Source organism: Pontibacter sp. HJ8, assembly GCF_054824225.1.
This window is the reverse complement of record NZ_JSYF01000197.1, coordinates 1-12188: the sequence shown is the minus strand read 5'-3', so window position 1 is coordinate 12188 and position 12188 is coordinate 1. Positions and strand designations below refer to the sequence as shown.

13 protein-coding genes are annotated in these 12188 nt (G+C 52.2%); 11 read left to right on the top strand and 2 right to left on the bottom strand.

Annotation, left to right across the window (positions count from 1 at the left end; genetic code table 11):
• The 8 genes from OB13_RS09750 to OB13_RS09715 form a co-directional block, all read left to right on the top strand.
• Window positions 1-185 (top strand): phosphatidylglycerophosphatase A (locus OB13_RS09750; protein ID WP_461489976.1); only part of this gene is annotated, 185 nt, incomplete at its 5' end.
• Window positions 186-557 carry a GtrA family protein gene (locus OB13_RS09745; RefSeq protein WP_461489975.1) on the top strand — a complete coding sequence of 124 codons (372 nt, stop codon included), beginning with the start codon at window positions 186-188 and terminating at the stop codon, window positions 555-557.
• A 43-nt stretch (window positions 558-600) separates the two neighbouring features.
• Window positions 601-3150: a DUF5686 and carboxypeptidase-like regulatory domain-containing protein gene (locus OB13_RS09740; RefSeq protein ID WP_461489974.1), complete on the top strand. Its 2550-nt coding sequence runs from the start codon at window positions 601-603 to the stop codon at window positions 3148-3150.
• Between the two features lie 18 nt (window positions 3151-3168).
• On the top strand, window positions 3169-3888 hold the full coding sequence (locus OB13_RS09735; protein ID WP_461489973.1) for a CDP-alcohol phosphatidyltransferase family protein: 720 nt from the start codon (window positions 3169-3171) through the stop codon (window positions 3886-3888).
• Window positions 3889-3905: 17 nt separating this feature from the next.
• Window positions 3906-4457: a DUF4833 domain-containing protein gene (locus tag OB13_RS09730; protein ID WP_461489972.1), complete on the top strand. Its 552-nt coding sequence runs from the start codon at window positions 3906-3908 to the stop codon at window positions 4455-4457.
• Window positions 4458-4464: 7 nt separating this feature from the next.
• Window positions 4465-5085, top strand: a complete 621-nt coding sequence (locus OB13_RS09725; protein ID WP_461489971.1) for a sterol desaturase family protein — start codon at window positions 4465-4467, stop codon at window positions 5083-5085.
• A gap of 1 nt (window position 5086) precedes the next feature.
• On the top strand, window positions 5087-6037 hold the full coding sequence (locus OB13_RS09720) for a phosphatase PAP2 family protein (RefSeq protein WP_461489970.1): 951 nt from the start codon (window positions 5087-5089) through the stop codon (window positions 6035-6037).
• A 41-nt stretch (window positions 6038-6078) separates the two neighbouring features.
• A complete protein-coding gene (locus OB13_RS09715) occupies window positions 6079-6714 on the top strand; it encodes an HAD family hydrolase (protein WP_461489969.1) in 636 nt (211 codons plus the stop codon).
• An 11-nt stretch (window positions 6715-6725) separates the two neighbouring features.
• Here the strand turns inward: OB13_RS09715 and OB13_RS09710 are convergent, their stop codons facing one another.
• Together OB13_RS09710 and OB13_RS09705 are read right to left on the bottom strand one after the other, a co-directional pair.
• A complete protein-coding gene (locus OB13_RS09710; protein ID WP_461489968.1) occupies window positions 6726-7079 on the bottom strand; it encodes a cupin domain-containing protein in 354 nt (117 codons plus the stop codon).
• Between the two features lie 315 nt (window positions 7080-7394).
• Window positions 7395-8252: an endonuclease/exonuclease/phosphatase family protein gene (locus OB13_RS09705; RefSeq protein ID WP_461489967.1), complete on the bottom strand. Its 858-nt coding sequence runs from the start codon at window positions 8250-8252 to the stop codon at window positions 7395-7397.
• 144 nt (window positions 8253-8396) lie between these two features.
• Between OB13_RS09705 and OB13_RS09700 the strand changes: the two genes are divergently transcribed.
• From OB13_RS09700 to OB13_RS09690, 3 genes are all read left to right on the top strand, one after another.
• Window positions 8397-9806, top strand: coding sequence for a DUF1800 domain-containing protein (locus tag OB13_RS09700; protein ID WP_461489966.1), 1410 nt, complete (start codon window positions 8397-8399; stop codon window positions 9804-9806).
• A gap of 28 nt (window positions 9807-9834) precedes the next feature.
• A complete protein-coding gene (locus tag OB13_RS09695; RefSeq protein WP_461489965.1) occupies window positions 9835-11040 on the top strand; it encodes a DUF1501 domain-containing protein in 1206 nt (401 codons plus the stop codon).
• 44 nt (window positions 11041-11084) lie between these two features.
• Window positions 11085-12188 (top strand): CapA family protein (locus OB13_RS09690; protein WP_461489964.1); only part of this gene is annotated, 1104 nt, incomplete at its 3' end.

Here is a 12188-nt window from a genome sequence, read left to right as displayed (position 1 = left end):
CTGTCACCGGGAGCACTTTGCTGGCAGGCCTTGTTCTGTTTCGATTTTTTGACATCAGCAAGCCACTCTTTATCAGAAGATTGGAGAAAGTACGAGGGGGGTGGGGCGTAATGCTGGACGACGTAGTGGCGGGCGTTTACGCAAATATAATTTTACAACTACTTCTATACTTCAAGATACTCTAAATGTTCACCTTCGTGAAGGCGCAGGCTGCTTCCCTGGTAGCTTCCGGCGTCGATTTTCTGGTGACTATCCTTGCTGTGGAACTGTTCGGCCTCTGGTATATGGCAGGCACCGTGACAGGTACAATTTCAGGAGGTGTGACGCATTTCTCGATCAGCAGGGGCTGGGTATTCAATGCTTCGGAACGAAGCATTCCACCGCAAATAATCAAATACTTCATGGTCTGGAACGGCAGCCTGATGCTCAATGCATCCGGTGTGTTTGTGGTCACGCATTATGCAGGGCTGAATTACATCTTCTCCAAAGTATTGGTTTCTTTACTTGTCGGCTTTTTTTATAACTTTATAATACAAAAAAAATATGTATTCAAATAAGAATATATATAAGCAATATATAACCTGGTTGTTTTCTTTCCTGTTGGTTTTTTTCTTAGGAGTAAATACAAACACCGTAAGGGCACAAAGTGCTGTTACAACCATAAAAGGCACTGTTAGGGATGCCATCACAAAAGAGGCGCTGATCGGAGTTTCGGTTTTTATACCCGGAACCAGTGCAGGCACCAGCACGGATTACGAAGGTAATTTTTCAATCAAGACAAATCAGACTACAGATAAAATACAAGTTTCTTACCTGGGTTACAGAACTATAACCGTACCCGTAACGCCCGGGCAGGAGCAGACCCTGCATGTTAAACTCGAAACCGACGCCAAACAGTTGAGCGAGGTGGTCGTGGTAGGCAAAAAGCGCAAGGTAAAGTATAGCAACAAGAACAACCCGGCTGTTGACCTGATCCGGGAGATCGTGGCCAACAAGCCCAAAAACAAGCCCGAGAGCTACGATTTTGTGCAGTACGAACAGTATGAGAAGATGCAGCTCTCGTTGGTAAACACCCCGGAGAAGCTCAAGCGAAACATCTTCCTGCGCAGGTATGACTTTATCACCAGCAACCTGGATACCACGGTGGTGGAAGGCAAGGCCATACTTCCCTTCTTTATGCAGGAGGAGGTAACCCAGCACTTCTACCAGAAAGACCCGGCCAAAAGAAAGCAGATCGTGAAGGCGGAGAAAAAGGTGGATTTCGGGGAGTTTATCGATAACAAAGGTATGACGGCCTATATGCAGCACATGTACCGGGACATCGATATCTACGAAAACAACATTACCATCGTCACCAACCAGTTCCTGAGCCCGATCGCCGACATGGCGCCTACGTTTTACCGGTTTTACCTCAAGGATACCGTAACCACCGAAACCGGGCAACAACTGGCCGAACTGCATTTTGAGCCCCGCAACCCTTCGGCTTTTATGTTCACCGGAAAGCTCTTCGTAACACTGGATGGCACGTATGCCGTGCAGCGCGTGGCTATGTGGGTGGACAAAAGCGTGAACATCAACTGGGTGCGCGACCTGAAGATCGACCTGGACTTTGAGCGCAACAACGACGGCCGCTATCACCTGAGCAAAAGCCAGCTAAGAACCGATTTTGGCATCACCCAAAACAGCGACATGGGCTTCTATGGCGAGCGGGTGGTATCTTTTAGAGATTTCCGGATCAATGAAGCGCAGCCTGCCTCGGTCTATGAAGGGGAGGCGGTAGTCAAACAAACAGATGCTGTTGCCCAGGATGAAAGTTACTGGTCAGCTGTCCGGCACGATTCGCTTTCGGCGGTCGAGGCCAACACGTATACCAACCTCGACAGTCTGGTAAATATGAAGTCCTTCCAGCGCACCATGGACTGGGCCACAGCGCTTATTGCCGGTTACAAACGGATGGGCCCCAACATTGAGATCGGACCGCTGAACACCTTTTATAGCTTCAACCCGGTAGAAGGCTTCCGGCTGCGCTTTGGTGGCCGGACCACGACCAACTTCAGCAAGAAGTACAGCGTGGAGACCTACGCCGCTTATGGTTTCAAGGATGAGAAGTGGAAGTATTATCTGGGCGGCACCTACTCCCTGACGGACCGGTCTATCTGGGAGTTTCCGGTACGGGCGATACGTGTCAGCTACCAGAAGGACACCAAGATTCCGGGGCAGGAGCTGCAGTTTGTGCAGGAAGATAACTTTCTGCTTTCCTTCAAGCGGGGTGAGAGTGACAAGTTGCTCTACAATGAAACCTATAACATAGAGTACCTGCGCGAATTTGAGAATCACTTATCCTACAAATTCGGTTTCCGGAACTGGCGCCAGTCACCGGCCGGCTCGCTGCAGTATGCGCTGGTTGGCGATCAGACGGGAGATGCGGAGCCACTGCAACTGCACCATCTGACCACATCGGAGGCATCGCTGGAATTACGCTGGGCACCGAACGAAAAGTTCTTGCAGGGCAAGGATTACCGCACGCCGATCGCCTCGAAGTATCCGGTGTTCACCCTGCGGGGAGCTGCCGGCCTGAAAGGCCCTTTCGGCGGCCAGTTCGAGTACCAGCGGGTGGCCCTGAATGTGAACAAGCGCTTCTACCTGTCGCAGCTCGGCTATTCGGATGTGGTGACAGAAGGCGGCTATACCTTCGGGCAGGTGCCCTTCCCGCTGCTGACGATCCACCGGGCCAACCAGACCTATTCGTACCAGTTGCAGTCGTATAATCTGATGAACTTCCTGGAGTTTGTGAGCGATCAGTATTCCAGCATCAACATTGACCACAGTTTCAACGGCTTTATCTTTAACAAGATCCCCTTGATCAAGAAAACGAAGCTGCGGGAATTCATCACCTTCAAGGCCCTGTATGGCAAAGTACGCAGCGAAAACAGGCCGGAGAACAACCCGGACCTGTTGCGCTACCCTACGTTCAGCGATGGCCGCCAAGCTACGTTTACCCTCGAGGATAAGCCCTATATGGAGGCAAGTGTAGGTATAGGAAACATCTTTAACTTCTTCAGAATTGATTTAGTGAAGCGCCTAACGTATCTTGATAATCCAAATGTATCTGAATTAGGTATAAGAGGTAGATTTAAGTTTGATTTCTAGACAGTTGTCAGGTATAGTATGAGCAAGAAAGCACTTCGCGACGCATTGCAGCAGGGGATATACACGGTTATAAATCCGGTTGTGAGACTTTTGATAAAGCTCGGGTTTACCCCGAATGCCGTCACCACCACCGGCCTGATCCTGAACATAGGAGTAGCAGCTGTTTTTATCGTGGGCGGTGAGACCAGTAACCGGGGAGAGCTGGAATATATCGGATGGGCCGGGGCACTGGTGCTTTTTGCCGGTCTGTTCGATATGCTGGACGGGCAGGTGGCCCGGCTGGGCAACATGGGCTCTACCTTCGGCGCCATGTACGATTCGGTCCTCGACCGCTACAGCGAGATGATCATGTTCATGGGCATCTGCTATTACCTGATCGCGCACCATTACCTGCTCAGTTCGCTCTTTGCCTTCATCGCCCTGATCGGCTCAATGATGGTGAGCTATACCCGGGCGCGGGCGGAAGGACTGGGCGTGGAATGCAAAGGCGGCCTGATGCAGCGGCCGGAAAGGATCGTACTGATCGGGGTATCGGCAATTGCCTGCGGTATCACCTATTCGTTCATCGGGGCGGACTATAAAGTTTATGTGCCAGGTATACCTTTCCATGTATTTGAGACCATGTCCATCTTCACCCTGCCGCTCACCGTGATGGCTGTCATGACCAATATAACGGCCTACAACAGGCTGATGGACGCCAAAAAGGCCATGCAGCAGAAAGAAATGGTTACACATTAACAGAGACTTTTACCCAAGTGAAAAGAGTACTTTATTTAGCGTTCGTGCTGTTGCTGTTTGGTCACCTGAGTGTTGCCGGCACTGCCGGTTTGGTGGCCAGCCCCGACTCCCTGCCTGTGCCAAAAGGGGTGAAGCACATGAAGTTTTACGTGCAGCGGGATCCGAATGCCAACACGGTGGTCTATGAACTCAACAGGACGGCGGACGGAAAGCTGAATGAGAAGGATCCGATCCACGTCTTCTGGATCAGGTATGCCGACGGAGGCGAGCGCAAAGAGCTCAATTACGTGCAGCGTACGTTTGCCTATGGCCTCAATACCAAAAAACTGGCCAAGGACCAGTACGAGCTAAAGTTCGTCTGCTACTCCAAACTGGCGCTGAACCTGCGGAAAGCAGAGGACGGCAATTACCAGGTCTATACCACCATCAACAAAAAAGAAGCCATTCTGGACCGTGTTTTTGTTCGGGTTGAAGGAGGCACTTTCTGGGTGCCCAATGTTTTGTATGTAGAATTGAAGGGGAGGGATGCCGTAACCGGCAAAGCTGTAACAGGACGCTTTAAACCGTAATATTCTTATGAAAAAGCAGTTTGTCTCTAATTCACAGGAATCTGTCAGGATGTTCAGGTATGAATGGATGGAAGTGCTTTCCAAAGTGCATTACACGGTTCCGCTATACCTGTACGTACCGGTGATCATGTATTTGAGCTGGCTGGCCCTTTACGAAGCGCAACTGAGTGGCTGGTCTTTTCTGGGCTTTGCCGCCCTGGGGCTCTTCACCTGGACTCTGGCCGAGTATGTGCTGCATCGTTTCGTGTTTCATTATGTGCCCAAAGCTAAGTGGGCGCAGCGGATGCACTTTGTTTTTCATGGCGTACACCACGATTATCCCAACGATGCCAAACGGCTCGTGATGCCGCCTTCGGCCAGCATACCCATGGCCACTGTCTTATACCTGCTTTTCTCGCTGGTGCTATCAGGCGGTCCGTTGTATGCTTTTTTTGCGGCCTTCTTAACGGGGTATCTGTTTTACGACATTTCGCATTATGCGCTGCACCATTTTAACTTCAAAAGCGAGTTCTGGAAAAAGCTCAAAAAGCACCACATGCTGCACCATTATACGGATGCGACCAGGGGCTACGGCGTCAGCTCACCGCTCTGGGATAAGATCCTGGGATCAGACTTTTTAAAAAAATAACATGGGGACTACGACTGCTGTGGCAGGAGAGGGGAAAGGTGTGTCGCGCAAAAATATGTTCATTGTTGCGGCGCTCTCACTGGGATATCTGTTGCTTTCATACCTGCTGGTCGGCTTCAAAACTGATCAGCTGGTGCTGGTAGGGCTGGCCAACCTGCTATATTTTGTTACGCCCATCACCCGGAAGTTTATCACCGGCTTCTCTATTTTTATAGTGTTCTGGGTGCTCTACGATTACATGAAAGCCTTCCCGAACTACTGGTTTAATCCGGTGCACATCGAGGACCTCTACAACACGGAAAAGGCCCTTTTCGGTATCCGGAGTAGTGGCACACTGCTGACACCGAACGAGTTTTGGCTGCAAAACAGTACTGCCTTTCTGGATGTGATGAGCGGGGTGTTTTACCTCTCTTGGATTCCGGTGCCGCTGGCTTTTGCCGGATTCCTTTTCTTCCGGAACAGGAGGCAGTTCATCTACTTCTCTCTTACTTTTCTGCTGGTCAATTTGCTGGGTTTTGTGGTCTACTACCTATACCCGGCTGCACCGCCGTGGTATGTGCAGCTGTTTGGCTTCGAGTTTATAGCCACGACGCCCGGTAACACCGCTGGCCTGGTCCGCTTCGACGAGTTTTTTGGCATTACCGTGTTTCACTCCCTCTATGCCAAAGGGTCGAATGTGTTTGCGGCCATGCCTTCCCTGCACTCGGCTTACCCGCTCCTTGTATTTTATTATGCGCTGAAAAACCGGTTGGGCCTGTCTGCCAACATCCTTTTCGGGATCATCACAGTCGGCATCTGGTTTGCGGCCGTTTATACCTCGCACCATTATGTGTTGGATGTGCTGGCAGGAATCGTTTGTGCCAGCTGCGGCATCCTGCTTTTCAACTGGCTGGTAGCCCGCAAAGGTGTTTTCAGCCGGGGCATCGACCGCTTCGTGGCTGCCATCAGCTGATTACCGCTCACAAAACCTCTTTCAGGAAGATTTAATACAGCATGCATTCCGATAACCACACGCATCCCGCACTTACTGCGCTACTGGCGCTCTCACAGGGAGATTACCATGCTTTCCTCTACGACTGCGACGGCACGCTGGCCGACAACATGCAGGCACACAAAGACACGTACGTGCAGGTTGCTGCCCGTAAAGGTATAGCCCTGGACGCCGCCCTCATCGATGAGTTTGCCGGGCTTCCCATTCCGGCGGTCGTAGTGGAGATAAACAGGCGCTACAACAGTGATTTCGATCCTGCTGAATTTGTGGCTTTGAAATCCACACTCTTCTACGAAGAGTTCATCGAGCATACCAAACCGGTTCAGTTTGTGGTGGACCATCTGAAGGCGCATGCAGGGAAAGTGAAGATAGGCGTGGTTTCGGGAGGTTCCCGGAAGATGATTCAGAAAACCCTCGAGGTGCTGCAGATCGATAGCCTGGTCGAGGTATTGGTTTGCGCCGAAGACACCCCTCAGGGAAAACCCTATGCGGACCCCTTCCTGCTGGCAGCCCAAAAGCTGGGTGTTGCGCCCGGGTACTGCCTGGTTTTCGAAGACGGAGCCCCCGGCGTGCAGGCTGCTGAAGCTGCCGGTATGCGCTGGATCAGGGTAGACGAAATAGCAGCAAAGGTTTCCTGATGCCCATTATACTAGGGTAGGGTGACAAAGACGGAACGCCGCGGTTGATCGGTTATGTTTTTGGTGCGGTGTCCCTTGCCTTCCACATCTTCCAACAGGAGCACATCGCCTCCTTTGAACCGTTTCTTCTCACCCAGAGAGGTTTCAATTTCAATTTCGCCATCCAGCAAAATTAGGTACTGCCGTTGCGGCGCATTATGAAAATCATAATCATACGATGCTTCTACTTCCCGGAAGATGACCCCACTCACCGGCAGCGTTTCTGAAAGCTCGCCAATGGTCCCTTCGTCCTGAAGCCCGATAGCCTTTTTCTCAAATCGGCTGTCGCCGTTTTCGTCACTGTATACGCGGGTAATTTCGAACATAGAGAATCTGCTTTAGTTAGCCTTGCTGATCTGTTCCTCGCTATACGCTATACAGATCAATTGTAACCGTCATTCATATTCCATTCTAATGCAGGTATAGCAGGATCAAGCCATTACTAGTTCTACCTCATCTGAATTCAAAAGGATTTCAATAAAATTCAGAGAATGTGCACTCTTTGAATCTTTTCCCTTTTTAAGAAAAGAAGTAGGCTGTGGCCTATGACCCGACCGGCATACTTGCTGCCACCGACCTGAAGCGGATGCGAGCCACCCATACCCAGGGCAACATAACAGTGTATCCTGAACAGGCAGGTTCTAGTTGAATTCCAACTCCGTTACCACCGGAAAGTGGTCGGAAGGTAGTTTGCCATCTCCATACACAAAGGTCAGGATGCCGTAGCGCTGTACCTGAAACGCAGGAGTAAGAAAAATATGGTCGATGCGGCGCTGGGTGGTATCCGTCACTTTGAAATCATTGAAGGTTCCCATCGGCGCGAACCGGATCTTGGCCTTGTGGTAGGCGTCCTGCAAAGTGCCGGATTTGTTAAGGGTGGTATAGTTTTCATCGGCCTGATCAAAATTAAAATCACCGGCCAGTATGACAGGCGCCTTGGGAGCTATTTCTTTTATCTTTTTCAGGATAAGCTTGACGCTTTCCGCTCTGGCCTGCTGGCCGCGATGATCGAAATGGGTATTGAAAAAGAAAAACGTGCGGCCCGAAACCTTATCCCTGAACTGGCCCCAGGTGCAGATGCGCGGAAGGGCAGCATCCCAACTTTTACTGGGTTTATCAGGCGTAGTTGAGAGCCAGAAGGTGCCTTGTTTGAGCAGGTCGAAACGGGCTTTTTTATAGAAAACACCTGAAAATTCACCTCCCGTTTTTCCATCGTCTCTCCCCACACCTATGTGCGCATACCCGGGGAGGTGCTCGAGCAGGTCCTGCACCTGGTGATGCAGGGCCTCCTGCGTTCCGAAAATATCGAAATCCTGAAACTGGATCATCCCGGTCAGAACAGGCAGGCGTTTGTGCCAGGCATTGGCCGTGTCGCTCTTGTTGTCATAACGGATGTTATAGGTAGCTACCTGCAGCGACTGTGCGCCGGACTGTAATCCGAAGAGAAGCAGGATACCTGTTATGATAAACCTGCCTGACGTTTTAAAAATCCATTTCATAGGTATAGTTCGTTAAGGGTGATGAGGAAAGGCATGCCGCTTTTTTTAGCATGTAACGATTTTGTATACCCAATTTACTATATTTTTGGTTTCCCTATTAAACTAATCCGGTTATTTTAGCTCTATAGAGAAATCTGTAATTCTATGGAGATTAAGGCATTTGACGTTAAGCTGCAGCACCTGTACTGGCGGGCTGGTTTCGGGCCAACATTCCTTCCTGAAAAGAAACCCGGCAACATCAGGCAGGCCGTCCGGCAATTACTGCGGGATGCCCAAGCTGTTCACCCTTTGCCTGACCCGCACCGGGAATCAGGGGAAGGCCCAACCACTATGGCAGAGGCAGACAAACGGAAACAGCAGCAGCAGGAGCGGAGGAAGGCCATCGAACGACTGAACTATACCTGGCTCAATCAACTGGCGACTGCACAGGAGCAGTTGCGCGAAAAGATGACGCTGTTCTGGCACGGGCATTTTGCCTGCCGCCTGCGGGAGCCACGTCTGATGCAGGTACAAAACAATACCCTGCGCCAGCACGCTTTGGGGAAATTTCCGGAGTTGCTGCTGGCAATCTCCCGGGATCCGGGCATGCTGCAGTTCCTCAACAACCAGCAGAACCGAAAACAAAGCCCCAATGAGAACTTTGCCCGGGAACTGCTGGAGCTCTTTACACTGGGGCGAGGGTACTATACGGAGCAGGATATCAAAGAGGCAGCCCGCGCTTTTACGGGTTGGGGATACAATGCAGAAGGGGAGTTTGTTGTCCGGAAGCGCCAGCACGATGCCGGACCAAAAACCTTTATGGGGCACACGGGCAATTTTAAGGGAGAGGACATCTTAAGGCTGGTGGTGGAGAATCCGCGCACTGCCGAGTTTCTGACGGCAAAGTTCTATGCCTTCTTTGTGAGTGATGTACCGGACGAAGCGCGTATCCGAAAACTCAGTACCTACTTCTATAAGTCTGGGTATAACATAGCTGGTTTACTCGAAAAGCTCTTTACCTCCGGCTGGTTTTACAGATCCGACATTGTAGGGGCAAAGATTAAGGCACCGGTCGAACTATTGGTTGGCTTGCAACGGCAGTTTGCCGTCACGTATGCCGACTCCCGCAGTCCGCTGGTATTGCAGCGGGCGTTGGGGCAGGAGCTGTTGCAGCCTCCCAATGTGAGCGGTTGGGCAGGCGGGCGCAACTGGATCGACAGCTCTACGCTGGCCTTCCGGTTGCAAATCGGCCCGGCATTGCTGCAGGATGCGGCGCTGGAAATCCAACTCAAACCCGATGATGATGCGGAACCCACCCGGCCAGTTGCCCGCCGCAAAGACGGGTTGCGGATCGCGCGGGCCAAAGCTAATCTGGAAGGGCTGCAGCAGCGCATTTCACAAGTCAAAGAGGACGAACTGGTGAAAGGCTTGAGCCTGTTGCTGCTGCAGGTGCCGCTTCATCCGGCCAAAGAGCAGCTGCTGGTACAAAGTATTCCGGCTTCGGCTACGCGTCAGGAAAAAATATTCCTGATCACTCGTTTTCTGCTTTCCCTACCCGAATACCAGGTATGCTAAGCTTTCTTTCATCCGTTACATCGCACTCATGGCCACTACATCCAGAAGAGATTTTATAAAAGTATCCGCTTTGGCTTCGGGTATGCTGCTCGTGCCCAACTTCTTGCACGGCCTGGACAAGCAAGGTGTGCCGCTCCTACCCGGGTCCAACGGAAAGCGGCTAATCGTGATCCAACTCACCGGTGGTAACGACGGCCTGAACACGGTAGTGCCCTACCGGAATGATCTCTATTACAAAGCACGCCCGAGCCTGGCTATACCTGCCGGCAAGGTACTCACGCTGGACAAGGGGCTCGGGCTGAACCCGGCTATGGAAAAGCTCCGCCTACTCTATGATCAGGGCCATGTGGCCGTGCTCAACAGCGTGGGGTATCCTGATCCGGATCGTTCCCATTTTCGCTCCATGGACATCTGGCACTCGGGCAGTGCATCCCAGGAATACCTGACTACCGGCTGGCTCGGACGCTACCTGGACAACCTGCCTGGCGATGTTGCCCCCCATGCCGCCATTGAGGTCGATGACCTTCTGAGCCTTGCCCTGAAGGGTGATCGGCACACAGGACTGTCGGTGCAGGATGTTCAGCGCTTTTACCAGGCATCCAATAACGCCTTTCTGAAAAAGGCGGCCAGTGAACATACGCATGCCCACGCCCATATCGACTACCTCTACAATACCCTGATCGGGACACAACAGTCAGCGGCATACCTGCAAGAGAAAGTGAAGGTATACCGCTCCGGTCAGGTATACCCGAAAGGGGAATTTGCCAATAACCTGAAAACGATTGCCGAACTGATCGCTTCGGGAGTGGAGTCCCGCGTTTATTATGCCTCTCTTTCCGGTTTTGATACCCATGTGCGCCAGGCGGGGCAACAAGGCAGGCTGCTGCGGGAATTTTCGGAAGGGATATACAGCCTGGTACAGGACCTGAAGCAGCACAATGAGTTCGACCATACCCTGATTATGGTGTTTTCTGAGTTTGGCAGGCGGGTCGAGCAGAACGCCAGCAACGGCACAGACCATGGCACTGCCAATAACCTTTTCCTGATCGGGGGAGGACTGAAGCGGGCGGGTATCTACAACGAAGCGGCCGACCTGCAGCACCTGGAGCAGGGAGACCTGAGGTACTGCATCGATTTCCGAAACGTCTATGCTACCCTGCTGCAGAATTGGTTACAGGCCGATGCCGGCACCATCCTGGGAGCCGGAGCACAGGTGCTGCCAGATCTGGTTTAACAGGTATACCCGGAATGCAGAAGACAAGTATACTGATAGCAGGAATGCTATGGAAACTTGTTATACTGATTTCTGCTTTCATGCTGATGCTGCTTCCTGAGCAAAAAACACGCACGGAGACCTCACCAGAGGTGGCAGGCGCCGCTGCAGGCGTCACCCTCTTTTTGTGCGGGGATGTGATGCCCGGCAGAGGCATTGACCAGGTCCTGCCGCAGTCCGTCCATCCCCGGATTTATGAGTCCTATGTGCAGGACGCCCGCGATTATGTGCGGCTGGCAGAGCGCAAGAACGGCCGTATCCGCCGACCGGTTTCCTACTCCTATATCTGGGGCGATGCGCTCGCTGTATGGCAACAGGTCGCTCCTGACCTGAAGCTCATCAACCTCGAAACCAGCGTGACCACACATGCTATACCCTGGCCTGACAAGGCGGTTCAATACCGGATGCATCCTGCCAACATACCTGTGCTGGCCGCTGCGGGCATCGATGTGGTGTCCCTTGCCAACAACCATACCCTGGACTGGAACATACCGGGCCTGCTCGAAACGCTGCAGACACTTCAGAAAGCCGGGATTGTCTACGCAGGTGCCGGGCAGGATACCGGGGAAGCCCGCAGGCCGGCAATTCTGAACGTGAAGCAGGGCAGGGTGATCGTATTGGCTTACGGCTCTACAACCAGTGGCATACCTGCCAGCTGGGCCGCAACAAGCCGGCAAGCCGGTGTAAATTTGTTGCCGGATATGCGCGCTGAAACGGCCGCGATGATCCGGGAGCAGGTACGCGAACTGAAACAGCCGGGCGATGTGGTGGTGCTTTCCATACATTGGGGCAGCAACTGGGGATACAGCATCCCGGACAGTCAGCGTAATTTTGCCCACTGGCTGATCGATAGTGCCGGCGTGGATCTGATCCATGGGCATTCCTCCCACCATCCCAGAGGGCTGGAGGTATACAAAGACAAGCTGATCCTGTACGGGGCAGGAGACTTTATTAACGACTACGAAGGCATTAGTGGCAACGAACAGTACCGGGATGATCTCACCCTGATGTATTTCCCCCACCTGGACCCAGCAACCGGTAAACTCAAAGCCCTGAAAATGTTCCCGATGCAGATCCGGCATTTTCGCCTCTGTCATGCTTCGGAAGCC

Excerpts from the sequence above, each read along its gene's own strand:
- OB13_RS09745 (WP_461489975.1), top strand. The coding sequence starts at position 186 with ATGTTCACCTTCGTGAAGGCGCAGGCTGCTTCCCTGGTAGCTTCCGGC.
- OB13_RS09735 (WP_461489973.1), top strand. The coding sequence starts at position 3,169 with ATGAGCAAGAAAGCACTTCGCGACGCATTGCAGCAGGGGATATACACG.
- OB13_RS09725 (WP_461489971.1), top strand. The coding sequence starts at position 4,465 with ATGAAAAAGCAGTTTGTCTCTAATTCACAGGAATCTGTCAGGATGTTC.
- OB13_RS09720 (WP_461489970.1), top strand. The coding sequence starts at position 5,087 with ATGGGGACTACGACTGCTGTGGCAGGAGAGGGGAAAGGTGTGTCGCGC.
- OB13_RS09715 (WP_461489969.1), top strand. The coding sequence starts at position 6,079 with ATGCATTCCGATAACCACACGCATCCCGCACTTACTGCGCTACTGGCG.
- OB13_RS09710 (WP_461489968.1), bottom strand. The coding sequence starts at position 7,079 with ATGTTCGAAATTACCCGCGTATACAGTGACGAAAACGGCGACAGCCGA.
- OB13_RS09705 (WP_461489967.1), bottom strand. The coding sequence starts at position 8,252 with ATGAAATGGATTTTTAAAACGTCAGGCAGGTTTATCATAACAGGTATC.
- OB13_RS09700 (WP_461489966.1), top strand. The coding sequence starts at position 8,397 with ATGGAGATTAAGGCATTTGACGTTAAGCTGCAGCACCTGTACTGGCGG.
- OB13_RS09695 (WP_461489965.1), top strand. The coding sequence starts at position 9,835 with ATGGCCACTACATCCAGAAGAGATTTTATAAAAGTATCCGCTTTGGCT.